At 40.4% G+C, this 22,322-nt stretch carries 29 protein-coding genes; 19 read left to right on the plus strand and 10 right to left on the minus strand.

The window, feature by feature from the left end; all coding sequences use genetic code 11:
* The first annotated feature begins 54 nt into the window (after nt 1–54).
* The 14 genes from C1634_RS05840 to C1634_RS05900 are packed head-to-tail and all read left to right on the plus strand — an operon-like array spanning nt 55 to nt 7,784.
* Complete coding sequence (locus tag C1634_RS05840) at nt 55–1,128, plus strand: DUF932 domain-containing protein (RefSeq protein WP_103234529.1); 1,074 nt, start codon at nt 55–57, stop codon at nt 1,126–1,128.
* A 55-nt stretch (nt 1,129–1,183) separates the two neighbouring features.
* A complete protein-coding gene (locus C1634_RS25885) occupies nt 1,184–1,351 on the plus strand; it encodes a hypothetical protein (RefSeq protein ID WP_165835264.1) in 168 nt (55 codons plus the stop codon).
* 24 nt (nt 1,352–1,375) lie between these two features.
* Entirely contained in the window at nt 1,376–1,783 is a 408-nt protein-coding gene (locus C1634_RS05845; RefSeq protein WP_123921388.1) for a hypothetical protein, read from the plus strand.
* 2 nt (nt 1,784–1,785) lie between these two features.
* Nucleotides 1,786–2,280 carry a DUF1281 family ferredoxin-like fold protein gene (locus C1634_RS05850; protein WP_109738034.1) on the plus strand — a complete coding sequence of 165 codons (495 nt, stop codon included), beginning with the start codon at nt 1,786–1,788 and terminating at the stop codon, nt 2,278–2,280.
* Nucleotides 2,277–2,732, plus strand: a complete 456-nt coding sequence (locus C1634_RS05855) for a hypothetical protein (RefSeq protein WP_103231879.1) — start codon at nt 2,277–2,279, stop codon at nt 2,730–2,732. The genes C1634_RS05850 and C1634_RS05855 overlap by 4 nt, the downstream gene beginning before the upstream one ends.
* Nucleotides 2,733–2,744: 12 nt before the next feature.
* Nucleotides 2,745–3,167 (plus strand): hypothetical protein, encoded by a 423-nt coding sequence (locus C1634_RS05860; protein WP_103231880.1) that lies wholly within the window; start codon nt 2,745–2,747, stop codon nt 3,165–3,167.
* A gap of 10 nt (nt 3,168–3,177) precedes the next feature.
* Nucleotides 3,178–3,369, plus strand: coding sequence for a hypothetical protein (locus C1634_RS05865; protein WP_103231881.1), 192 nt, complete (start codon nt 3,178–3,180; stop codon nt 3,367–3,369).
* Complete coding sequence (locus C1634_RS05870; protein WP_103231882.1) at nt 3,366–3,587, plus strand: hypothetical protein; 222 nt, start codon at nt 3,366–3,368, stop codon at nt 3,585–3,587. The genes C1634_RS05865 and C1634_RS05870 overlap by 4 nt, the downstream gene beginning before the upstream one ends.
* Nucleotides 3,584–4,258, plus strand: coding sequence for a hypothetical protein (locus C1634_RS05875; RefSeq protein ID WP_103231883.1), 675 nt, complete (start codon nt 3,584–3,586; stop codon nt 4,256–4,258). Before C1634_RS05870 ends, C1634_RS05875 begins: the two co-directional genes overlap by 4 nt.
* A 4-nt stretch (nt 4,259–4,262) precedes the next feature.
* A complete protein-coding gene (locus C1634_RS05880; RefSeq protein WP_103231884.1) occupies nt 4,263–4,781 on the plus strand; it encodes a PRTRC system protein E in 519 nt (172 codons plus the stop codon).
* 46 nt (nt 4,782–4,827) lie between these two features.
* Nucleotides 4,828–5,046 (plus strand): PRTRC system protein C, encoded by a 219-nt coding sequence (locus C1634_RS05885; RefSeq protein ID WP_103231900.1) that lies wholly within the window; start codon nt 4,828–4,830, stop codon nt 5,044–5,046.
* 23 nt (nt 5,047–5,069) lie between these two features.
* The gene (locus C1634_RS05890) at nt 5,070–6,245 is read left to right on the plus strand and encodes a hypothetical protein (RefSeq protein ID WP_109738035.1); all 1,176 of its coding nucleotides are present in this window, start codon (nt 5,070–5,072) and stop codon (nt 6,243–6,245) included.
* The gene (locus tag C1634_RS05895; protein ID WP_103231886.1) at nt 6,238–6,960 is read left to right on the plus strand and encodes a PRTRC system protein B; all 723 of its coding nucleotides are present in this window, start codon (nt 6,238–6,240) and stop codon (nt 6,958–6,960) included. The genes C1634_RS05890 and C1634_RS05895 overlap by 8 nt, the downstream gene beginning before the upstream one ends.
* Entirely contained in the window at nt 6,957–7,784 is an 828-nt protein-coding gene (locus C1634_RS05900; protein ID WP_103231887.1) for a PRTRC system ThiF family protein, read from the plus strand. Before C1634_RS05895 ends, C1634_RS05900 begins: the two co-directional genes overlap by 4 nt.
* Before the next feature lie 433 nt (nt 7,785–8,217).
* On the opposite strand, the gene C1634_RS05905 is transcribed toward C1634_RS05900, so the two are convergent.
* Nucleotides 8,218–8,598, minus strand: coding sequence for a hypothetical protein (locus C1634_RS05905; protein WP_103231888.1), 381 nt, complete (start codon nt 8,596–8,598; stop codon nt 8,218–8,220).
* A 126-nt stretch (nt 8,599–8,724) separates the two neighbouring features.
* On the opposite strand from C1634_RS05905, the gene C1634_RS05910 reads away from it, so the two are divergent.
* The 3 genes from C1634_RS05910 to C1634_RS05920 all read left to right on the plus strand — a co-directional run bounded on the left by C1634_RS05910 (nt 8,725) and on the right by C1634_RS05920 (nt 10,675).
* The gene (locus C1634_RS05910; RefSeq protein ID WP_103231889.1) at nt 8,725–9,579 is read left to right on the plus strand and encodes a LytTR family DNA-binding domain-containing protein; all 855 of its coding nucleotides are present in this window, start codon (nt 8,725–8,727) and stop codon (nt 9,577–9,579) included.
* 322 nt (nt 9,580–9,901) lie between these two features.
* The gene (locus C1634_RS05915; RefSeq protein ID WP_103231890.1) at nt 9,902–10,138 is read left to right on the plus strand and encodes a hypothetical protein; all 237 of its coding nucleotides are present in this window, start codon (nt 9,902–9,904) and stop codon (nt 10,136–10,138) included.
* 255 nt (nt 10,139–10,393) lie between these two features.
* Entirely contained in the window at nt 10,394–10,675 is a 282-nt protein-coding gene (locus C1634_RS05920) for a hypothetical protein (protein WP_103231891.1), read from the plus strand.
* A 35-nt stretch (nt 10,676–10,710) separates the two neighbouring features.
* On the opposite strand, the gene C1634_RS05925 is transcribed toward C1634_RS05920, so the two are convergent.
* The 9 genes from C1634_RS05925 to C1634_RS05965 form a co-directional block, all read right to left on the minus strand.
* On the minus strand, nt 10,711–12,009 hold the full coding sequence (locus C1634_RS05925; RefSeq protein WP_103231892.1) for a TlpA family protein disulfide reductase: 1,299 nt from the start codon (nt 12,007–12,009) through the stop codon (nt 10,711–10,713).
* Between the two features lies 1 nt (nt 12,010).
* Nucleotides 12,011–13,381 carry a RagB/SusD family nutrient uptake outer membrane protein gene (locus C1634_RS05930; protein WP_103231893.1) on the minus strand — a complete coding sequence of 457 codons (1,371 nt, stop codon included), beginning with the start codon at nt 13,379–13,381 and terminating at the stop codon, nt 12,011–12,013.
* 4 nt (nt 13,382–13,385) lie between these two features.
* Nucleotides 13,386–16,739, minus strand: coding sequence for a SusC/RagA family TonB-linked outer membrane protein (locus tag C1634_RS05935; RefSeq protein ID WP_165835265.1), 3,354 nt, complete (start codon nt 16,737–16,739; stop codon nt 13,386–13,388).
* Nucleotides 16,740–16,962: 223 nt separating this feature from the next.
* Nucleotides 16,963–18,198, minus strand: coding sequence for a FecR family protein (locus C1634_RS05940; RefSeq protein ID WP_103235251.1), 1,236 nt, complete (start codon nt 18,196–18,198; stop codon nt 16,963–16,965).
* A 126-nt stretch (nt 18,199–18,324) separates the two neighbouring features.
* Nucleotides 18,325–18,813 (minus strand): DUF1877 family protein, encoded by a 489-nt coding sequence (locus tag C1634_RS05945; protein WP_103235252.1) that lies wholly within the window; start codon nt 18,811–18,813, stop codon nt 18,325–18,327.
* A gap of 98 nt (nt 18,814–18,911) precedes the next feature.
* A complete protein-coding gene (locus C1634_RS05950; RefSeq protein ID WP_103235253.1) occupies nt 18,912–19,361 on the minus strand; it encodes a hypothetical protein in 450 nt (149 codons plus the stop codon).
* Between the two features lie 14 nt (nt 19,362–19,375).
* Entirely contained in the window at nt 19,376–19,966 is a 591-nt protein-coding gene (locus C1634_RS05955) for an RNA polymerase sigma factor (RefSeq protein ID WP_103235254.1), read from the minus strand.
* Between the two features lie 38 nt (nt 19,967–20,004).
* Entirely contained in the window at nt 20,005–20,301 is a 297-nt protein-coding gene (locus C1634_RS05960; RefSeq protein ID WP_103235255.1) for a helix-turn-helix domain-containing protein, read from the minus strand.
* Nucleotides 20,282–20,587 (minus strand): helix-turn-helix domain-containing protein, encoded by a 306-nt coding sequence (locus tag C1634_RS05965; RefSeq protein ID WP_103235256.1) that lies wholly within the window; start codon nt 20,585–20,587, stop codon nt 20,282–20,284. Before C1634_RS05965 ends, C1634_RS05960 begins: the two co-directional genes overlap by 20 nt.
* 245 nt (nt 20,588–20,832) lie before the next feature.
* On the opposite strand from C1634_RS05965, the gene C1634_RS05970 reads away from it, so the two are divergent.
* Together C1634_RS05970 and C1634_RS05975 are read left to right on the plus strand one after the other, a co-directional pair.
* The gene (locus C1634_RS05970; protein ID WP_165835266.1) at nt 20,833–21,354 is read left to right on the plus strand and encodes an RNA polymerase sigma factor; all 522 of its coding nucleotides are present in this window, start codon (nt 20,833–20,835) and stop codon (nt 21,352–21,354) included.
* Nucleotides 21,355–21,450: 96 nt separating this feature from the next.
* The gene (locus C1634_RS05975; RefSeq protein ID WP_103234248.1) at nt 21,451–22,281 is read left to right on the plus strand and encodes a FecR family protein; all 831 of its coding nucleotides are present in this window, start codon (nt 21,451–21,453) and stop codon (nt 22,279–22,281) included.
* Nucleotides 22,282–22,322 lie beyond the last annotated feature (41 nt).

A 22,322-nucleotide genomic window follows, 5' to 3' on the forward strand; every position in this document is an offset into this window, starting at 1 on the left:
ATCAAATTCAATCTATCAATTCTATCAAATTTTTAACTCTAAATATTTAATATCATGGCACATAACTTAAATTTCAACAACAGAACAGGCAAATATTCATTTTTCAGCGTAAAGGAAAAAGCCTGGCACAATCTGGGGCAGATCGTAGAAGACTACCCGACAAGTGCCGAAGCCATTGTACACGCAGGATTAGATTATGAAGTCATCAAAACCCCGCTCTATACTAAAGGTTCGGGCATTATCGAAACTTCGCAGGGTATTGAGATAGCAGACAGTGAACTGCGTGTTCCGGATTATTTCGCCAATATCCGAAACGATAACAATGCAGTACTCGGCGTAGTAGGCAAAGACTACCAGATCGTACAGAACCGTGAAGCCTTTTCTTTCTTTGACTCTATTGTAGGCGGTGGTGACGGAATCCTGTACGAGACGGCAGGAGCTTTAGGTGATGGAGAACGTATTTTTATCACCGCCAAACTGCCTGATTATATCCGTATTGGTAATGGTGACGACATCGTAGAAAAGTACATTTTCCTGACCACCTCACACGATGGTAGCGGAAGTATTACCGCAGCATTTACCCCTATCCGCATTGTCTGCCAGAATACCCTTAACGCTTCACTCCGTAATATGAGTAATGTCGTACGCATCCGTCATACTTCGGGAGCAAAACAACGTCTCGATGATGCCCATAAAGTAATGGGCTTGGCTAACAAGTTCAGTACACAGTTAGAAGGTATTTTTAACGAGTGGGCAAAAGTTAAGGTCAACGACCAAGAAGTAAAAAAACTCATTCAGTTAGCCCTATGCCCTAATAAAGAAACCCTGCAACACCTGCAAAAAGGTAATGAAGACGAAATTTCAACCGTATTTAAAAACACCGTAGAAGATGCTTTTGCCTATGCTATGATAAGCGACACCCAACAAATGGACTCGACCAAAGGGACATTGTTCGGAGCCTATAATGCGGTGACAGGCTACTACCAGAATGTCCGTACCTATAAAGATGATGAAGCCAAATTGCAATCCATTGTCATGGGTGGAACAGCGCAACTCAAATCGCAGAAAGCATTTGAACTATGTACAGCCTTCGCCACAGAGGGCGCAGAAATATTCAACCTTAATTAATCAACCTACAGGCGACCGCCCTGACAAGGTGGTTGCCTTTAAAAAATTAAATCTCATGACCATAGAAATTTATACCGTAACCCTTACTCACAATAAGGGCAATATGAGCCTGACAGTCGTATCGCTCAGTGGTGAGCAGGGAGCAAAAGACCAAATCATGGCAATTGAAGGATGCCCTGAAAGTGCCATTATCAAAATGAAAAAAATTAACATCAAAAAATAGGATAAACCTCAATACAACAACGATATGAAAACATTACATCGATTATACAACGTAGAAAAAGGAAGAATGATTGCGGATTTATTACCCGAAGAGATTCCCAATATCACCCTTTTTATAGAACAGGAAACACAGCGGTTTTTGAAAAACGAAGAACTGATTAAAAGCCAATGGAAACAGAGTTTGGTAACAAGTGGTTTGTGGTTCGATCTCGTTCGGAATATCGAAAAAGCCGTAAAAAAATGCGGTAAAAAATTTCAGAGAAACCACCGACTCTTTGCTCATCAATTATTTGATGGATATGATGCCCTGTTTACAATCAACTGCCTTATTGAATATTCATTGACAGAGGACTGCAATCAACGGTTAAGACTGGCGATACACCTGCTTTTTGGGATAGATCCATTTATTGTAACAACTCCACAAATTAAATAATCATGGCTGATTGGTGCTACAACAACGTACTGTTTGAAGGTGAATACCTTTTGATTTTACAAATAAAAGAGCTGTTTGTATTAATGGCTGAAAAAGAAAAGCAGGAGAAAAAGGGGCAGTTACCCGATTGGATAAAAGCCGATGAAGGTTACTTCTTTGATATATGTTGGGATGAATGTGATACCCTCACTTATCAAACCAAATACAGACCGAATATTAACCGTCTTGCCGAAATCGCTAATGAATACGATTGTCATTTTGAATGCCAATACGAAGAATTAGCCAACGGAAGATATGGGAAGGCGACTTATATCGAGGGCATTTTTGAGCATATCTATTTGGAAGCTAAAGATTTTCAGAAAATCCATTTTGATGAAAATACGGACCAATATCACTTCGAGGGTGAAACCTACGAAAGCCAGAACGATCTATTGGAAATGATGTTGGAGCGCAAAATAACAGGTTTAATGAATAACAATCAAAATCCACCATCATGAAATTATCAGAAAAACCAACAGAATACTTGATGCTACAGGCAAAAACCGATAGCGAGCTGTACGATTGCAATTATGCAATAGTTCAGATAACTGAAAATTGGAAAGAAGAAATGCAAACCCGCTTGAATGCGATAATCCCCTTTTCAATAACTAAAAATGATCTTTCTACGATGGACTATTTCGCAACAGTGTATTTCTATAAAGATGATAGCAATATTGATTCTATGGATTTGCTCGGAGATCAGCATTGGTCATTTGTGATACCTAGCAAAAAGGATATAAAATTCTTATCCAACAATGAAAATAGGCGCTTTGGTAATATGCTTGAAATTCAAAAAAACGGTTGGGCTAGTTACTCCACACATCGCCTACAGGACGATGAATATTGGACAAAAGAATTTTCCATTCAAAAAATCATTGACCATTTAAATAGAAAAGATATTAAACACTAAAAAACAGAAAATATGAAAATCGGAATTATCACCTACAAAAAATATGAAGAGCTCGTTACACTCAATGAACATCTTGTTATCAATGATCTATTCAATATTATTTTGAATGACAGCGATTTTGTCAAATTTCAAATTTTAGACCGGAACGGAAATTTATTCCTGTCTACTCATTACGGAGAAACAGGGAAAGGCATAGAATACCTTGAAGTATTACAGGTAAAGCGGGACGAAGAGATTTTGTGGACAATCTATGATGCCTATAAAACTCCTTCACTTGTCCATAAAACAAAAGTAACATGGAAAGTCAACGGAGGTATCTGTAAAACCAAGAAAGAAGCCCTAAAATATGTCGACAGAATCAATCATAAAGCAAAGCTTCTTATTGAAAAATTTGTAGACCAAAATAGTCGTGTAAAAACTGCCATTAACCATTAAAACCACACGTATGAAACTCATTGACATCAATGGTCACACGATTGTGGTAACCAATCTGGACGAAGCCATCGAAATGGCAGAAGAATATAAGGACTACAGGCACGAAGACAAGCGGTTTACCGACTTCGATAAGAGGATGAATCTCTATTGGACGGACTTCTACGAGAAATTACGACAACTTAAATCTAAACAGACATCATGAGCAATCTGGCAGATACAACGGAATATCGGGCACTGAGCATCATTGCCCGAATGGTAAAGGATTTTGAAAGGCTTCATTATCTGGATATGACCAAAGAGGATGATTGGGATGCCTGTCAGGCTAGAAATCTCTTAGAAAGCATCATTGAAACAGGCGGTTATAAGGTCAATTATGATCGAAACGGTAATAAACCTCTATTAAAAATTAAGAAAAAATGAAAACAATAAACGTCAAATTATACCCCTTTTCAGAGCTTGAAAAGGAAGTGCGGGAAAAAGTATTGGAACGTTTTCGGTATTGTAACACCCATCATGATTGGTGGGAGACCGAGTACGATGATTTTGTGAGTATCTGCTCACTGTTAGGAATCACGACAAGCCCGCAGGAGATTTTCTTTAGTGGATTTTGGTCGCAGGGAGACGGAAGCACCTTTGCATCAAAGGTTGATATTCAACAATTTACCAAAGGAATTACACAAGAATCTTGGAGAAAACACGCTCCAACCTTAAAACTAAATTTTCCACCTTTCTCATTCGGTAAACGAATGCTAAATCTTATCGAAAGCGGAGACATTGAAATCTCTATATGGACGGAAGCGCCAAACAAAGGCTATTGGGTAAAATATCATTCCAAAAATGAGCTGACCAACCACTCTAAAACGTACCCCAACATAGAACAGGAACTCGAAAAGTTAGAAGATTGGGCAGAGCAGAGTATGAAAATACTCAACACTTATTTGTATGAGAATCTTAGAAATTCTTACGAATACCTGATCTGTGACAAGGCAGTACAGGAAACTATTGAAGACAATGACTACCTGTTTACAGCCAATGGTGAACATGCCGATTGGCTTATAAAATTAACAGCATCCAACACCTTAAAATTTTAATACCATGAACACGTATTTTTTTAATCAAATCGCCCAAATGAATATAACAGGTGATCTGCAAATCACCATCGGACAGGGCACAGAAAACAATTGGATTGTATCCATATTGCTCCAAAACGAGCAGTGCGGGGATGATGCCAAACATCTCATACCCCCTTTAACCCTTCGGGGAACACCCGAAGAACTTGATAACGGTTTTTTTGAAAATATTACTGCGCCCCTGCAGTCTGCTTCAGGGCTTATGGTCAGTATGGAAGCCTTTATGAAACAGTTGGAGGAAACCAAAAAGCATTCGGCAATGGAAAAGGAAAAAGCCGATAAGGAGAAAAAAGAAAAAGAAGCCAAAGACAAAAAATACAATGAAGCCCTGCAAAAAGCAGAGCAATTGGAGAAGGAAGGCAAGTTCAAGGAAGCATGGACAGCACTTCCAAAGGGTTCGGAATACCCCGAATATGCCGAACAAATCCGCAAAAAACAGTCCGTCTATGAGCATCATTTTGCACCAAGCCTTTTCAATGAATAGTTCAATAAACAGGTACATAAATGTTAAACCCCAAAAATCAAAAATCATGTTATTAGCCACCCAATTAGAAAGAGTATTCCTGTTCAAAGATAAAGGTCAGGACATTAAACTGACCGACCCTGAACCAAAATGGAGCGTAGAAGCCGTATTGAACTTTTACTCCAATACTTATTCCATACTAACCACCGCCAAAATATCAGCCCCAAAAATCAAAGATGATACCGTAGAATATCATTTCGAGAGTGTCATGGGAACAAAAGGATAAGGATAAATCTAAAAATTAAAAAAATGAATTATGCAACGACCTATTATAGCGGGGATAGTACAAACACCCGAAGAAAAACAGCAAAGAAAACTGCATCGGCAGTTAACGGAGTTCGTCCATTGGATGAAACAGCCCAAAGACGCAGGAGAAATCCAAAAAGACAAACGAAAGTCTGTTCCCCTGAGCCAGCTCCCGATGGTTTTCTAAAAACCACGTTTCTACCGAGACTGAAAACTCAGCAGTCCGTACAGGCTGGTAAGAAATCACAAAAAATGGAAAGGGATTTTTATAAGTCCCTTTCCAGACTTTCTAAGCATTACGGGATTGAACCGATGCCGATACAGGATTTTGAATATCCCTATAATATTGCCCTTTCCCTGTCTGATATTCAGCAGAAACTCAAAAATAAAGCCACTCATTGGGACAGTCTCAAACTAATACAGGAGGGTACGAAAACGTATCTTATCAGTGAGGAACGATACAGCACGAGTTCCACCCTGTATTATATCCCGATGATTCCTCTTTTTTTGATGCTAAAGGACAAAACCAAAAAGAAATCTGCCCACCTGCTGTTATCGGTCTGTGCCTATCTGTACCACATTGCTGATATTCCGTACTACAGGCAGGAAGACACCTATCTCTATTGGCAGTATGAAATGCTTACCGATTGGCTCGAACAGGACGAGGAGACCGAAGAAACCGATATTTATAAAAATGAACTCCAACAGGCAGAATGGATCGGTGAGAGAATGGAACAGAAATTATTCAGCCGTAAAAATCTGGAAGTCATGAAAGACCGTCTACACCAATTTAAAATCAAGACCGATTTTGACAGGGAATGTTTTGAAGTGGCTAAAAAAGCCCTTGAACTCTATGAACTATACCCCGAAGAAAAGTTTTTCAGAAATACCAAAGCCACCGAGTGGGAACATGAAGACTACGAAAATGACAATATTCTCACCATTGAAAAGTATATTTCTTTTTATGCTGATAATAAAGGATGGCTGTCCGACAGTCTTTTTGAAATGGTCAACAATGAATTCGGGGAATACGGAGACATAGAAGAACCCATCGTAAAAAAATGCTTTGACGGCAAACCATTAACCAATAACAGCCTTGATTTTGAAGACCGCTTATTTACGGTATTGGACGATCTTATTTACCTGTTAAACAACTACAAATTCCAACACCATGAATAATCAAACCAACATTACAGAAAATTTTGAACCCTTATACTATCCGAAATCTGCCCTTGTGTTCTATGAAACCAACAAAACCAATGCAGACGGATATGTGGAACATTTTGACATGGACAAAAACGGTAATCTCATTAATGCCCATCCACTCACCGTAAGGGAAGCCAATCTCTTGGCAAAGTCTTTAAAAATAACGGAGGAAAAACAGTCTTTCCTTAAATCTCAGGGAGTGATGAGCAGTTATATTTTACAGGTTGACCCCATCCATAATGGTGTGGTCATTTGGTATACCAAAGCCATGAAGCGGGAAATGTTCTTTGCCGAAAAATTGGAAATCCCTAATGGAAAGGCAAATGTTCCTCCAATGTTATGGGTTGCCAATCGCAACAGACTTTTTGTGTATGCTCTTACTACCAATTCCAGACCCACAGAAAAAACAGTTCTTTATCATGCTCCATTCTTTAATGTATATAATGATGGGGCAGTTTGTATGGGATCGGTAGATGTCAGGATAAAGAAAACAGCATCACTCGACGAATTTACCTCCGCATGGGAAAACTATTTCTTCAATTCCTATTTCAGCCACCTGATGGCAGACCACAATCCTGTCAATGGAAATTGTGTAAGCCTTTGGAAAAAACTCGTCAATACCGATGAGCCGTTTCCGAAAGATATACTCTTAACCAACAACCAAACCCTTAAAAACCTATTGCCATGATCACTATAGAAAATGGGATACTCCCTACAGAAAAAACAAGAGTCCACTTTACGGATAATTACCTGATCAACCCTACCAACCCGATTGAAATAAATCTTTTCGGAGCTGGTGGTACAGGATCAAAGGTGTTAACGGCACTTATGGAAATGAACCACAGCTTAATTGAATTGGGACACGCAGGGCTGTTTGTCCGGTTATGGGACGATGATATTGTGACACAGGCTAATTTAGGAAGACAGCGTTTTGCAGACTGTGAAGTGGGTTTGTATAAATCAGTTGCCATAATTAACCGAGCCAATCGATTTTCCGGAACCAATTGGAAGGCTGAAACCGCTAAATTTGAAAGAACTCCTTTAGGGAAACTGCCCGAACACGCATCTGCCACGCTGTTTATTTCGTGTGTGGACAGTGTAAAATCACGTTTTGAAATCGCTGAAATGCTCAAAGAACTCGGTAATGACAGGTTCAACCGTCATAAAGTAAAGTATGTAATGGACTATGGAAACGGCAAAGATTTTGGTCAGGTTCTTCTTTCAACGATCGGAAATATTCACCAGCCCAATTCCGAGAAATACGAGACAGTATCAAATCTGCTTTTTATTACCGAAGAATTTGGCGACCTGCTCAGAGAGTCCGAAAGCGACGACGACACACCGAGCTGTTCACTTGCCGAAGCACTTGAAAAGCAGGATTTATATATCAATGCTACACTGGCACAAATGGGATGTTCCTTACTCTGGAATTTATTCCGCAACGGAATGACAGAAAACAGGGGGTTCTTCCTGAATCTGAAGGATTTTCGCTCCCAACCCATAAAAGTGTAAAATTCAAAGCCCGAAAAATATCGGGCGGCACAAAGACAACCACTCCCGATGCTCGTGGACGTCTCTGTGCGGGGAAATCGGTGCAACACCATTCGCTAATATTTCCTTTTCCCATCACTCCATTCTTCCTTTTCGGAAAATTATCGAATACCGTTGCGGGTTTTTGGCGCGGGATATTTCATATATCCCGGTTTTTTTTTTGTTGTCACTGATTTTATGATCCCACCAGAACCTGTTAATCCGTAATTATGTATTGAATGGCAATTCTTAGGAAACAGGTTTTTATAAAAGTTGTAAATTGCTACCCCCTCGGGTTGTCAATCGGGTTAAAATATTTTTTGTAATTTTGATAAAATAACTTTAATATATCTTCATAGAAAAGCTGTTTGGATTTCCCAAACAGTTTTCTTTATTTACTATCCCGTCAGGTTTTTTATTGGTAGCTGACCGTAAAAGTAAGTCCACCGGAAATAACACTTTCTCCCGTTCCATCAGTTTTTACCGATATGGTACTATCAGAGCCTATCCATTTTGCGTAACCCGGAACTTCAGGTTCCAAAGGAGAAACAAGCTTTATATCCAGACGGTGTAAAAAGCAGAAAGAACACTGCTCTCCGTACGATGCGGAAACTTCATTACTGATTCCTCCAAGAAAACGAAGCTGGTTTTCATTGAGAATGAAACGATGTTTCATCCACTGTTTGAAGGATAATTTGATCGCTTTTGCATGAACGGACAAAGCAGCATCCGGGAGAGAATACAATTGAGTGAGCATATCCTCAACACCCACCGGAGAAAATGGAAATAATGACATATTCTGAAATTTTAGAGTTATTCGTTTTATCAGGCTGATTAACACAAAGTTAATAAAAAATAGTTTTTGTATATTGGCTTCCTTAAGATATTTCACCCAAATGTGTAATATAAAAACTATTTTACCATGAAAACCATAGCTTACAATAACAAAAAGCTACGCATTACCGGTGCATTTGCAGCCTCTTTTTACATTCTATTTCACGGGCGGTCCATTAATTTGGTGAAGGCTTTCACCTCACCCGGCTTTTATGTGGCATTAGCCATCAGCTTTGCCATATCATTTTTATTGACATACACTGTACATATAATAACGGTATGGCTCGATAAAAGATCTCCCTGGAGATCCGAGCCTGTCAAACGTTCCTTATTACAGTTTTTATTGGGTGTTATACTGCCGGCCACAGCTGATCTGATGCTCATTTCCATCTACTTTCATACCTTGGAACAGAATATTATAGACAATGGATTTTTACTGATAGATTTTCCCGTTATTGTTGCCTTTATCGTTTTTATGAACCTCTATTATGTTATACACTATATCCTGCTGACAGAGCCCAAGCCCACAATAGAGTATATCGGAGAAATTGATCAGAACAGTGAAAATATTGAAACTAAAACATTAACTATTGATCACAGTAGGCAGTACCTGCAATTTGATATCCGACAGGAAATCCTGTACTTCTACCGTTTTAGGAAACATGTAAAACTCTTTGCAGTTAATGGTGAAGAATATCCTGTAAAAGAAACCCTGGGGTCTTTGGCACAGCAGTTCAAGGACTGCAGCTTTATACAGATCAACCGCTCGGTTGTTCTTAACTTTAGTATTGTAGAAGATTACCGACCTGGTTTGAAAAGAAACACACTGGAACTCATCTTTAATAATAAGTATTCTAATCTATTGGAAGATCAACATCAGGATCAGTTTGTAGTCACAAAAGAACATATTTCAAAAGTCACTGATTTTTTTAACATTAATTGATAAAAATTTCAGGTTATTTCATATCCATTTCCATGTTATTTCACACCCTTTGGATGTCATTACGCACCCGACGTGAAAAAACACCGGCCCTGTTCATGGGCTTTCAACGGCTGTCCTGATGTTTTTTCGCAACCTCTTAGAACCAGACTATTGTTTTATATTACTCAGGCTCAATACATTTGTCCTGTAGCTGCTGCCAATTTCTTTGCAGCTATTCTCAAACTCAAAAAACTAAAAACCATGCAGAAATTAAAAAAACTTTGCCGGTGTAATGTTTTACGCGGCAGCCCCTAAAAATAACTTTTGAAATCTTTAAAAATCAATGTATCCAAGATGTGCCGCAACAGGAAAACGATCTTTGCCGTCCGTGGAGGAGGCAAGAAGCCTGATGTATCTGTTTAGGAATGCTGTACTCAACAAACTGACAGGAAAACGCATCAAGCACCGTAGGGGGAAACCGGTACAGATAAGAGCATATCCGTGTGATTACTGTAAAGGCTACCACCTTACCAGGTGGACACAGCAAAGATTCAAGAATGCTCCTCAACACAACTTATGAGGGATGAGGAAAAATACTCCGGGACTTTCAGCTGATCACGGAGCAGGATGGTAACGGCAGATCTATGATCAAGCTGACGCAACGAATCCTTTAGGAAATAACTCCGGTACTCTACGTCAACCCGCCATAGATCGTAAAAGTAAACCATAGGCATCCACCATTGCCCGTGCCTTTTCGGTCTGTTCACTCGCAATAATTTCAATAACAATAATGAATGAACTTATTGCCTTTTATTAATCAAAAAAAAAAATTAAAATGAACACACTAAAAACTGCCGTAGCAGCACTACTCATTGCTGTCGGCACAATTACAGCTTTTGCCTTTACAAAAGCAGAAACAAAAACAGAAGCTACCCTTTATTATTGGTTCGATGGATCGACTTACCTCGGTCAGGATACCAAAGCGAATATACAGGATGATCATTGTGGAACTCCCGGTTTAGCAATGTGCGCCAGAGCGTATTCCGCTATTTCTGGTAGCCCTGGCAGTGAGGTGCCTAGCGGACCTCAGGTTGACAATACAACAAGACAACCATAATAACAGAGGGCTGGTCAGTGACCAGCCCTTTTATCTTATTTATTTTCGAGAATGATGACTTTTCTTGGTCTTTTCTGAATGATCATTTCGAGTCCGAATTTTTTCAATTCTTTGGACATCGATTTTACATCATCAGGAGTCCAGGTAAATTCAAAAGATACCGGCTGGCTAAAATCCAGATCAACAATAATGGGCATGTGATTGTTTCGGTTTACAGCTGATGTTAAGAAGCCTTTCCAGGATCTGTTAGTTCTGAATTTTTTTCCCACAACCATTTGAATATCCATAAATTTTTTCTCATTCCCATTCAATGGTTGGCGGTATCCTTTCCCTGACCCTTTTTCTCTGATAACCAGACATTGTATTTTTTTTATTTCCTCACGGCTTTTGAACCCGAAGCGTTCATCAAGATCTCTGATCATATATTTTCCAAAGCCCCGTGTCGTGGTATCTTTGTACATCAGATCATAACAGAAAACGTTGGAAAAAGTTTTGTAATCTGCCTCGGTTTTTACAGAATTCGTGTCTTTTCTAATAATTCTCGTTGGCCGATGCAGGTCATCAGAACCTAAACTTGAAGTATAGGCATCGTCGTAAAGCTGTAGAAAATCTATATTTGTAAAACTCGCACGGGCTATTTTATTCAGGGTATCTAATTCCAAGCTTTTGCCACCCCTAAATTCCATTCTTTTTTTACTTAAATAGGAGTATTTGAGGATCTTATCTTTGGTAGTGGAATATCGATAGGTCATTAGCGGATCTGTTCCCTGATGCAGTTTGGAATCCATCTCGTCCACCTTAACGGGGAGGTCGATTTTTTTTGCACCAATCAGCTTCTGGATATTCTCAGCAGAAGTATTGGTTCCGTCGGTAATAGCAATTATCCTATTATTCTTATCGATCCAGACCTGATGAGGAAATCCTCTTGCAGGAAAAATTTTGCGCAGTAGACTGTCATTGACCACGTTTACAAATTTCAGGTTTTTGGCGTCCAAATCCGTGGCAAAAAATTCTTCTACCTTTTTTTTATCTTCCCAGGTGACCAGAAGCAGCTGAAGGTCATCTTTAAAAGCTTTCTGCAAACTGTCCAGGTGAGGCATCGCTGCTCTGCAGGAGCCGCATCTGATAAACCAAAAATCCAATATGATGGCTTTGCCTGCAAAATCAGATAGTTTTGCAGAGCTTTTGTTGTAATTAAGGACTGATTTTAACACCATATCGGGCACGGTATCGCCCACCGTCAGTGGTTTAATTTCCTGTGAATAAACAGGATTGATAAGCAGTAAATATGCCATCAGGTATATTACGGTTAATGGGTTGACTTTATTTTTCATGTCAGTATCCGGGATTTTGAGTTAAATTTTGATTGACTAAGATTTCAGAGGAAGGAATCGGAAATAAAGCGGCAGTTGGTTTCCATGTTGTTTTCAAAGGCGTCAGAACCTCATTAAGCTGTCCTGTTCTTTTGAGATCAAACCAGCGGTGTCCCCATTCTGCAAAGTATTCGATCCTTTTTTCTTTTTGGATCGCAGCCTGTATGATGCTTATATCGGAACTGTCAAATGGAGTCCATGCAGGATTGGCGCGGGATCTTATTGTATTGAGATCACGTAAAGCTCCTGACAGATCATTTAAATGGGTACGGGCTTCTGCTCTGTTCAAATAGATCTCTGGCAGTCTGAAAACAATGCAATGCTCGGTCTTTACCGCAGCACCCCGTACTTTATATTTATACGGATAAAAATAAGTGATACCACCTACTGTTTTTGATCCGATCCAATAGGTCTTCCTAAGATCCCCCGCTTCAAAGGAATTGTACAGACTGCCCGTTAGGGTAAAAGCAGGGATCACACCGACTGTCGCAAGGGGAATAAAGCGGCTCGCCTCAATGGTGTTAAAGGTACTCATATCAGGAAGTGCCAGCTCCCAAAAAGCTTCACTGCTTGCGATAAGGAACGTTTTGGTAAGATCCGTTTCCAGTGAATATACCGTTGAACTCAGGATCTCGTTTGCGGTCTGCTCCACAAGTTGCCAGTTTTGCTCCCGCAGGTAGATGCGGTTGAGCAGTGCAGTAGCTGTATAATAATTCACCCGTAATCTTCCGGAAGAAGGATACGTTTTGGACAGCATACTTCTTGCCTGTTGCAGATCTTCGATCATGGAGATTATAACCTCCGAACTTTTAGTTCTCAACGCTTTTGCATTGATCTCAAAGTTGGTGGTCTTGACCAGCGGAACATCTCCAAAGAGACTGCTCAGATAGTAATAGCAAAAGGCGCGGATAAAATAAGCTTCCCCTAAAAGCTGGGGCTTCAAGCTTTGGGTAACGGCTGTAGAACGCTGCAGCCCTTCAATACAGGCATTGGCCTGATAAATGGTCTCATAAGGATAGCGCCAGAAATCACGGGAAACAATTAAATTTCCACCGTGTAAAGTATTCGTATAAAAACCGGACATATCGGAGGTTGTTCCCGTGTAATTAAGTTCATCGGAAGCAGTACCCAGATAGATCGTGGCAGCACCGTTGGAAAAGGCAGGACTGCTGACCACCAGACGGGCATACATGCCCAATACCGCAGAAGTTGCTGTAGCATCATCCTGAAATACGGTTGAAGAACTGATCTTACCAATCGGTGCATCAATTTCTACAAATTTTGTACAGGCGCAAAAAAATGCAAGTAAGACTAAAATAGATAAGGCTCTCATAAAATTATAGATTAAGCTGTAAGCCAATAGTGTAAACTTTTAGGGGTGGCAGTGAATAGAGATTTTGTGTTTCGGGATCTAAGCCATTCATGGCACTCCATGTAAAAAGGTTCTGCCCCTGCAGATAGACTCTTGCCGAACTCAGGGAAAGTTTCGAGCTCACCGCTTTTGGCAGTGAATAACTCAGCGATAAATTCCGTAACCGCACAAAAGAAGCATCACTATACACACGGTCGGAATACGCCACATTCGCAACATTTGTTCCTGCCACCGCGGTGTATTTTTCATACTGAGCAGTGGTATTGGTATTCTGCCGGCGGTCTGTCAAAACAGAAGGCTGATTCATCATCATACCCGGAATTCGTGCAAGATTGTAAATAGAATACAAGAAATTTTTTCCGGTCTGCTTCCTATAATCAAAAAATACACTCAGCTCAATACCTTTATACCTGACGGTATTATTGAGTCCACCGTAGATTTTCGGATCAAGTGTTCCATTAATCATCAGATCACCGGCATTGTAGCTTCCGCTGCCGTCCACATCCGTAAGCCGATACAGTCCCGTGACCGGATCGATACCCTCGTAGTGATAATTGTAAAGGCTGCCAAGTGATCTTCCGACTTTATAAAGTGAAGCATAGGTTGATGTTTCAATCCCCGGGAATTTTAGTAATGTATTCTTAGGAAGGGTGGCATTGGCAGAAATGGTCCAGCTGAATATGCCGCTTTTTACCACATCTGCACTGAGAGAAAACTCCCAGCCTTCATTTTGAACCACTGCAGGGAAATTCCTGATGATCGATGCAAACCCTGTCAGATAAGGCAGGCGGTACGCCACCAATTGATTGGAGCTTCTGTTCCGGTAATAATTGGCAGAAAAAAGCAGTCTGTCTTTTAAAAAACCAAGATCTACCGCTGCTTCCAGCTTTTTATTCTCTTCCCAGGTATAATTCGGGTTTGCCAATGCAGAAGGACGAAGCGTCCCTGTTCCCTGATAAGTCTGGGAGCCCGGCTGCCAGCTGTCCAGAAACTGATAGTCACCGATCTGATCATTACCCGTAATCCCATAGCTTGCACGAAGTTTTCCGAAACTAAGCAGTGGAAATTGATCCTGAAACCATTTCTCTTCCGTGAAGATCCACGCCAAACCGACGGCTCCAAAATTGGCAAATTGCTTGCCGGGTCCAAAACGGCTTGAACCATCACGTCTCGCGGTCAGGTTGACGATATATCGGTTATCGATATTGTAATTGATTCTGGCAAATACGGCATTGTATTTATATTCACTTTTCGCATTAGAAGCAGTATTGATCGTGCTTGCAGCAGCGATAGATTCCATGAGTGCATCGGTAGTAAATCCGCTGACGGAAATATAATTTCCCAAACTATTCTTTTGATGAAAAGTAGCCCCGCCCAATACATCAAGCTTTCCCCGCCCCAAGGTGCGTACATACTGTACCTGTGGCTCTATATTCCAACTGCTGTATTCACTCAGTGCAAATTGTGAGGAGCTGATCTGAGTCTGATCAGGGGATAGAGAACTCATGGGCATGAGTTTGGTCTCTTTTCCATTAAGCCGATTGTATCCCATAGCCAGTTTCAATGTTAAACCGTCAATAATCCTATAAGAGGTATTTACACTGCTGACCAGATTATTTGTTTTGGCATTATACCCCTCAAACAGGTAACGGTAAGGGTTTTCATACTGCGCTCCGTTCTCTGTCCATTTCAGTTTACCGTCAGGGGTAAAAAAACCGGGGGTATTGGGACTTAAAAAGGTATAGTAGGTCAGATCGGTTCCCGCGGTTTTGTTCTCACCCGCCGTAAAGCTGCCTGAAAAATTCAAGCTGAAACGATTGTCTTTTGAGGCGTGATTGAGATTCATATTCACGCTTCCCCTGGTATTGGGCATGGCATTAGGGAATACGGAGGTCTCACGGTAAAAGGAACCGCCAATCAGATATTGGATCTCTGAAGAACCACCCGATATCGAAAGCTGGGCATTGGTCAGTTTTCCGGTACCGCCGATGAGTTCTGTTCTGTAATCGGTATATCGGTTTTGATCCCATGCCATCAGATCAGGCGCATTGGAGATGGTTGGGGTACTATTGGAATTTGCAAAGGCTTCCTTTCTCATACTGAGATATTGCCGCAAGTCCATTAGGTCCATCGTTCTGCCAGCCTCGGTAAAACCCTGATTGATATTGACATTGACCTGTGTCTTACCTGATTTCCCCTTTCTCGTGGTGATCAGAAGTACCCCATTGGCTCCGCGGGAGCCATAAATAGCCGTCGCATCGGCATCTTTTAAGATCTCCATACTTTCAATATCACTCGGGTTGATGCTGTTGAAAGGACTCAGTGAAGTTCCTGTCGATCCATTGGTCAATGCCGAAGGTAAAGAAGAAATACCCTCATTACCGGGGGCAAAAGGAATCCCGTCGATCAGGATCAAGGGCTGTGAACCCTGAGCAATAGAATTTCTGCCCCTAATTTGAATGTTGAATGAAGAGCCGGGTACTCCTGTCGATTGCGTAACAACCAGTCCGGGGATTCTGCCCGAAAGTGCTGCCAGGGGATTGCTTACAGGCTGTTTGGCAATATCAGCACCCGAAATACTTCCCACAGAACCCGTATTTAATCTTTTGGTCGTCGTACCATAAGCGATGACCTGTACTTCATCCAGCTTTGATTCGGATTTGGCAAGGAAGATTCTTTCGGCATTTTGTAGGCTGACCTCCTGCGTAGTATAACCGATATAGGACACTACGAGTACTGCATTTTCCTCTATATCGGTAAGGCTAAACTTTCCTTCCTTATTAGCAGTGGTCGTTTTGTCGGTTCCTTTGACCCTGATGGTGGCACCTGACAAGGGTTTGCCATTTTCATCGGTTACAGTGCCGTTAATGGTTTGTTTTTTTTGTTTTTCTTTTTCCCCGGAATTTTCTTTGACAGGCAATTTTTCTTTGATCACAATGGTTTCTCCGACAAGTTCAAAAGTGAAAGGTTGTTTCTTGAAAATTTGTTCCAAAGCTAATGGCAATGATGCATTACGCAGGCTGATCGTTACGGGGCTGCTTCTTTTTAAGACGTCCCCCGTATACCAAAACGAATAGCCGCTTTGTTTTTCGATCTGTTTGAAGATCTTATAAATAGGGACAGCTTTTGCTTCTATGTTGATGTTTTGAGCATTTACCTTTGCCGCAGCAACAAGACACGTAAAGAGCAGCAATACCATTAAATGGAAGCTGATCGGTATTTTTTTGAGAGGTTTGATTTGTCCGGTATCCCGGACAGGATACCCATAAACAGCAGAACCATGCCGGCGGGCATAGCGTCTGATTGAGAAAAAAATCATAAATTTGAGTAGGTTTTGTATTGCAGGGGAAAATTTAGAAGATTCTCCTGCAATAGGTTGATAAATCGGTTTGCTCTGATGGTTCACAAAGCCCACAATCTGCCGGAGCATTGTTCAAGAATGTTCCGGCTTTTTTATCTTGTGGGCGTCATTAACTAAATCTAAAAATTCAAAAAAACTATTACTTCATAGGCTCTGTGGTTTAAGGTGGTACATTGGACATTTATTTTTCCTCCAAGATGGTCAGGATTGTTTTATTATTCTTTTTTTTGAGACTGCAATGAACCTTACTCAGTTCAAGAATACGAAGCACTGCCGAGAGATCAGAACTCCGTTTGATCCCGCCATTAAAGACTTCCTTAGTCGGTACTCCTTCATATTCAATTTCAATAGTATACCAAAGGCTTACCTGTCGTAATACCTCCTGAATCGGGGCATCCCTGAAATAGATCAGCCCTTCTTTCCACGCCAAAGCGCTCTGTAGATCAGCTTTTCTAACAGTAAGTCTTCCATCAGTAAACAGGGACTCCTGACCGGGTTTTAGAATAACTTCATTCAGGGAATGCGGAGATTTTGAAGCCGGATCTTTGTTGAAATTTTGTTTATGAGTTACTTCCGTCAATGAAGAGACCTTTACCGATCCCTCTTCAAGGGTGGTTACAATACGCTTCTGATCAGCATAGCTGCTCAAGTTAAAGTGAGTTCCGAGTACTTCGACCTTCTGAGTTTTTGTAACCACAATAAAGGGGTGCTTTTTATCCTTGGCTACTTCAAAGTAGGCTTCGCCGTCTACCAGCATTACTTTCCGCTTTCCCCGCTCTCTCAGGTCCGCAGAATACTGTAATGTGGTAGCGGCGTTGAGCCAAACTTTGGAGCCGTCCGATAAGACGACTTCATATTCACCCCCTCTAGGTGTACTGATGGATATCAATCCATTTATTTTTTGATCCGAAATAGCAGTGCCATCATTATAAGAAATGCCTTTATCGCTGACAATAATTCCTGACTGAGTATCTTTTAATTGAATGCTTCTCCCATCAGCTAGTGTCAGCCTTGCTTTATGACCGCCGGGCTGAATATCCTGAGCTTGCAGGGGACGATTATTATAGATATTGTATCGGTTGATATAGTACAGCGACAACACGCCAACAGCAATGGTAATGGTGGCAGCCGCCAGGAGTTTCTTCCATAATCGACGGGTGGCTTTGGATCTTGCGTCCGACTCAGTAATTTCCTGCTGAATATTGAGATAGGCACGGTCTAACCTGCTATTGAAATTCTTATTCGATTCCTCAATGGAATTTTTTTCTTTCAGATGATTGAGCACCAGTTCCATGAGCTGATCCTGCTCTTCGCTGTCTTTATGAAAATACCCGAGCAACTGCTTCACCTCGCGGGGTGAGCAGCTGTTATCCCGATACTTTTCCAGTAATTGCAGTAAGTGATCCTGATTTTCCAAAACGTTGTTTTATTAGGAGTACGTTTGGCAGGAAGAATCCTACTACCGGAATCAAAAAAATAGTTGAAATTATTGTAATCTTTATGGGCGTAAGTTGTCGGCTTGGCTCTGCAATACTGTAAACACCTATGTTGTCATTACGACAATCACATTTGAGTCATAAGCAGCCTTTGAAATGAAACTTTTGAGCCCGCGGAAGTGGGTGTACAAATAATCATATGATTCTCTCCCGTTTGCCCAGATATCAGGATATACATTGGATGCCATCATAACAAGGGGATCATAATTTTGCTGAAAGTCGGAATCATCTATTGCGAGCAATAGCCGATCGAGTTTTTCTATCTCTACAGGAGTTAGTATATGATAGGTCACACCTGTTCCTTCTTCCTCCGATGGAGGTATGATCTCACCATTCAACAGATTTTGATAAGGATTCTCAGAATCTACATTCCCGGATAAAAGGAATTGAATTCCCGGCAAACTTTTATCAAGATCTATGAGATGATCTCCCGCAGCCCCATCAGCCGGATAAAACCGGATGTATAATTCTTCCCTTTTTAGACCGGCTAATTCCGAAGGTTTTAACTGAAGTAATTGAGTGTATTGTCCCATCATGCAAAGAAACAAATTTTATTATAGGTGGTACATCCTAAAATAGTACGAGAGCAAAAAAGAAAAATTGACATTTATTTTGAAAAATTATTGTATCAGATTCAGTTTACCTGCTCTCTTTTTTTTCTAATGAGTCCCAATGCTCTGGTATATTTCCATAGTTCATTTTTATAGTACTCCTTGTTTTCATAGCTCTTATCAATCGCTGAGTATGAGGTGGCTACTTGTTTCAGTTCTTCAATAACAGATCCGGCTTTACACTGCTCTATGAATTCAATGGCATCGGCAATGACCCGGAACACAGGTAAAGGCCCCAAAACCTCATGGCTTACAAACAATACATAGGAATGGATAATACCATTGGCACATATATTCGCGAAAACCAATATTTCCTCCGGCAGATAAGGTTCATTCTCAAAAACAACACCCCTAAACTCAATTAAAACTCCCAATTGGAGAAGCTTTCCGGTATAAGCAATATTGATTTTATCACTGTATAAATCAGTGATAGGCTGAATCCCTATATTTTTCAATGCGAATAGTTTTTTCATGATTTAATATAGCATTACATCATAAGCCACATTATGATGATCGTAATACAATGCCTGGAAAGATAGAAATATTGCTTTACACTGCGTGTCGCTTTGACCAGCTGGTTTCCCACCGTTGAAACCGTGATCCCCATCAAAGCGGCCACTTCATCATAACTTTTACCTTCCATTCTACACAGAGTGAAAATTGTTTTACGCTGAACAGGCAGTGTCTCGATAGCTGATTGAAGGATAGCGGTAGTTTCCTTGTGGTATAAGGCGCTTTCAATATGGTCATAAAGCTCCGTACCATTGGCAATAAGTATCGTCTGCAGTCTTCGGTCATGGGCAGCCTTGCGAAAAAAATCACGGACCAGATTGTTAGCGATCGAAAACAAATAGGACGAAAAAGATTTATCGGGATCTATGTTTTTTCGATAGTTCCAAATCCTGATAAATACATCCTGCAGAATCTCCTGCGCTTCATCCTCATCTTTTACCAGTTTGAGCGTATTGATAAAAATACGTCTGCTGTATGTGCGGTACAAGTCTTCAAAAGCATACTGATCCCCATCCCGCAGCCTGAGCAGCAGATCCTTTTCGTTAGTTGTTGGGGAGGACTTCATGGAGCAATTTTCGATATGAAGTTAAAGTTAAAGAAATGTTAGGGTATCTGGTAATTTTTGTGATAATTCTCTTCTAAAATTCTGATCAGATCGGACTGCTTAAAAATAATTTTTCCGCCGACTTGAATATAAGGCAGAATCTTATCATCGCGGTATTGCTGTAACGTCCGTTTACTGATATGGAGCATCATACAGACCTCTTCCCCTGAAAGGTAAATTTCCCCGTTCATAACAGGACGGTAATGTTCCAATATCAGCTCAATATCCATTTTGAGCTCATCAATCAGCTTTTGAAGAGCAAGGACTTCCTTAGATTCACCTGTCAGCAGTTCCATTGTGATTTTCTTTATGATGGTTATGTAACAATGCCTGCACATCCGATAACTTAAAATAATTCTTGCGGCAGAGCTTCGAGCAGGGCAAGAGCCCTTTGTTTTTATAGGTCTGTAAGGTCCTTTTGGAAATCCCTAACACAAGGCAGACCTCCTGATTATCCAGCCATTTTTCAGTTCTGAAAATCGAAACATACGGTTTTGCAGCATTCTTTGTTACGATGAGTAAGGTTTTCATCTGCCCCGTCAGCTCTTCCAGGGCAGTTCTTTGTACAGCGATCAGTTCCATATTTCAATAGGTGTTTATATTGGATCATGAAAGTAGTAAGGCTTTCTATACAGGCAGAGCATATGGCAGTCCTTGGCACTCAGAGGCAGCGTTTGGCTTTCGGAAAGCCTATATATGAGTTAATACATAAGGAAAATATAATGCCATATTGTGTAATAAATGATATTTATTCATCTATTTGTAATACTTAATTAATTTTCTATTAAAAAAAGACCTAAATTTGATGCACTAACCCAATCATTCCCGTGACTTTTTTCAAAAAGCATATCATTGAAAAAAGTTCTTTTGAAGGACTTTATTATCATTACAATCATCAGATCTTTACCTGTATCTCCCGCAGTATTGAGAATAGGGACGATGTGATGGATGTGATGCAGGAGGTCTATATCCATTTGTGGGAATATCGGGAAAAACTTCTTGCTGAAAATGCGGAAAGCATCATTTTCAATACCTGCAAACAGAAGATCTCCAAATTTTACCGTACAACCAATCGACAGCCTTTCTTTGAAGAAATGGCTAGTGATTATGCAGATCCCTCACCCGAAGAATTAAAATCCGTCAATAAAAAAGAACAACACCTTTACGAGCTTGAAAAAAGCGTCAAACTTATTATTCCTCCTTTACGCAGGAAAATATTTACAATGAATAAACTGGAAGGTATCATTCAGGAAGAAATTGCCGTTCGATTGAATATTCCGAAAAGCACCGTTAAACATCATCTCTCTGAAGCTATGCTCTTCCTCAAAAACCATCACAAAAACCCTTGAATCAAGTTAAAATTTCTTAAAATAAGTTAAATTTTTACTAAAACAACTATCCTTTTTTCGATTCCGGACTAATATATAATAAAGGACCTCTTTATTATGGACGGAAAAAAAACTCGCTTACAACCACCCACTCCTGATGAGCAGCAGCTGATGTGGGAGAACATCAAAAAATCAATAGATATTAAGGAACGCAGAAAGCACCTGGTAAGGATCGTTTCAGTAGCAGCAACGCTGATACTCTTATCTGTGGGAAGTGTCATTGGATACAATATGCTCACAGCTCCCTATGTATATCTTGCAGAGGCCAGAGATTCAACCATTAAACTCGCTGATGGTTCCGTCATTAAACTTTTAAAAGGAGCCAGACTGACTGTTGAAAAATCATTTCCCGCTAATACCAGGGAGGTGTATTTAGAGGGCGATGCCATATTTAAGGTAGCAAAATCCAAAGACCATCCCTTTATTGTTCATGGGCTGAATTATGAGACAAGGGTACTGGGTACTGTTTTTAAAGTGGTTCAGGATGGCACTACTTTTAAGGTCGATCTTTTTGAAGGACGAGTTGCCGTCAAAAAAACAAATACCAAAGAAGAATATTTTATGGCACCCGGAAAAACCTTCAGCAATTACGGTAAACCGCATGTAGCGACCATTACAGGGTTAAAGGAGGATAGAAACAAACCTGATTTATACGAAGCTGATAATTCTTTGATCCTGCTTTCTTTTAATGAATCCAGTGTAAAGGATGCCATTGAAGTGATTGAGAAAACCTATCAGGTTAAGGTTGAATATCCTGCAAAGTATGCAGATCATAAAATTTCTCTTAGTAATACGAATGTCTCACCCGCAGCTATTCTCGGTACGATAGCCGCACATCTTGATCTCAATCTCAACATCGATGATACTACATACAGATTGGAAAAATAGAATATGGCAGTGTCTTGTCATGCACGTCATATCCGATACGT

The sequence above is a fragment of the Chryseobacterium viscerum genome, assembly GCF_002899945.2.
GTDB classification, from domain to species: domain Bacteria; phylum Bacteroidota; class Bacteroidia; order Flavobacteriales; family Weeksellaceae; genus Chryseobacterium; species Chryseobacterium viscerum.

What these genes read in the sequence shown, in the direction of transcription:
- C1634_RS05840 (WP_103234529.1), top strand. Translation starts at nt 55, where the DNA reads ATGGCACATAACTTAAATTTCAACAACAGAACAGGCAAATATTCATTT.
- C1634_RS25885 (WP_165835264.1), top strand. Translation starts at nt 1,184, where the DNA reads ATGACCATAGAAATTTATACCGTAACCCTTACTCACAATAAGGGCAAT.
- C1634_RS05845 (WP_123921388.1), top strand. Translation starts at nt 1,376, where the DNA reads ATGAAAACATTACATCGATTATACAACGTAGAAAAAGGAAGAATGATT.
- C1634_RS05850 (WP_109738034.1), top strand. Translation starts at nt 1,786, where the DNA reads ATGGCTGATTGGTGCTACAACAACGTACTGTTTGAAGGTGAATACCTT.
- C1634_RS05855 (WP_103231879.1), top strand. Translation starts at nt 2,277, where the DNA reads ATGAAATTATCAGAAAAACCAACAGAATACTTGATGCTACAGGCAAAA.
- C1634_RS05860 (WP_103231880.1), top strand. Translation starts at nt 2,745, where the DNA reads ATGAAAATCGGAATTATCACCTACAAAAAATATGAAGAGCTCGTTACA.
- C1634_RS05865 (WP_103231881.1), top strand. Translation starts at nt 3,178, where the DNA reads ATGAAACTCATTGACATCAATGGTCACACGATTGTGGTAACCAATCTG.
- C1634_RS05870 (WP_103231882.1), top strand. Translation starts at nt 3,366, where the DNA reads ATGAGCAATCTGGCAGATACAACGGAATATCGGGCACTGAGCATCATT.
- C1634_RS05875 (WP_103231883.1), top strand. Translation starts at nt 3,584, where the DNA reads ATGAAAACAATAAACGTCAAATTATACCCCTTTTCAGAGCTTGAAAAG.
- C1634_RS05880 (WP_103231884.1), top strand. Translation starts at nt 4,263, where the DNA reads ATGAACACGTATTTTTTTAATCAAATCGCCCAAATGAATATAACAGGT.
- C1634_RS05885 (WP_103231900.1), top strand. Translation starts at nt 4,828, where the DNA reads ATGTTATTAGCCACCCAATTAGAAAGAGTATTCCTGTTCAAAGATAAA.
- C1634_RS05890 (WP_109738035.1), top strand. Translation starts at nt 5,070, where the DNA reads ATGAATTATGCAACGACCTATTATAGCGGGGATAGTACAAACACCCGA.
- C1634_RS05895 (WP_103231886.1), top strand. Translation starts at nt 6,238, where the DNA reads ATGAATAATCAAACCAACATTACAGAAAATTTTGAACCCTTATACTAT.
- C1634_RS05900 (WP_103231887.1), top strand. Translation starts at nt 6,957, where the DNA reads ATGATCACTATAGAAAATGGGATACTCCCTACAGAAAAAACAAGAGTC.
- C1634_RS05905 (WP_103231888.1), bottom strand. Translation starts at nt 8,598, where the DNA reads ATGTCATTATTTCCATTTTCTCCGGTGGGTGTTGAGGATATGCTCACT.
- C1634_RS05910 (WP_103231889.1), top strand. Translation starts at nt 8,725, where the DNA reads ATGAAAACCATAGCTTACAATAACAAAAAGCTACGCATTACCGGTGCA.
- C1634_RS05915 (WP_103231890.1), top strand. Translation starts at nt 9,902, where the DNA reads ATGTATCCAAGATGTGCCGCAACAGGAAAACGATCTTTGCCGTCCGTG.
- C1634_RS05920 (WP_103231891.1), top strand. Translation starts at nt 10,394, where the DNA reads ATGAACACACTAAAAACTGCCGTAGCAGCACTACTCATTGCTGTCGGC.
- C1634_RS05925 (WP_103231892.1), bottom strand. Translation starts at nt 12,009, where the DNA reads ATGAAAAATAAAGTCAACCCATTAACCGTAATATACCTGATGGCATAT.
- C1634_RS05930 (WP_103231893.1), bottom strand. Translation starts at nt 13,381, where the DNA reads ATGAGAGCCTTATCTATTTTAGTCTTACTTGCATTTTTTTGCGCCTGT.
- C1634_RS05935 (WP_165835265.1), bottom strand. Translation starts at nt 16,739, where the DNA reads ATGATTTTTTTCTCAATCAGACGCTATGCCCGCCGGCATGGTTCTGCT.
- C1634_RS05945 (WP_103235252.1), bottom strand. Translation starts at nt 18,813, where the DNA reads ATGATGGGACAATACACTCAATTACTTCAGTTAAAACCTTCGGAATTA.
- C1634_RS05950 (WP_103235253.1), bottom strand. Translation starts at nt 19,361, where the DNA reads ATGAAAAAACTATTCGCATTGAAAAATATAGGGATTCAGCCTATCACT.
- C1634_RS05955 (WP_103235254.1), bottom strand. Translation starts at nt 19,966, where the DNA reads ATGAAGTCCTCCCCAACAACTAACGAAAAGGATCTGCTGCTCAGGCTG.
- C1634_RS05960 (WP_103235255.1), bottom strand. Translation starts at nt 20,301, where the DNA reads ATGGAACTGCTGACAGGTGAATCTAAGGAAGTCCTTGCTCTTCAAAAG.
- C1634_RS05965 (WP_103235256.1), bottom strand. Translation starts at nt 20,587, where the DNA reads ATGGAACTGATCGCTGTACAAAGAACTGCCCTGGAAGAGCTGACGGGG.
- C1634_RS05975 (WP_103234248.1), top strand. Translation starts at nt 21,451, where the DNA reads ATGGACGGAAAAAAAACTCGCTTACAACCACCCACTCCTGATGAGCAG.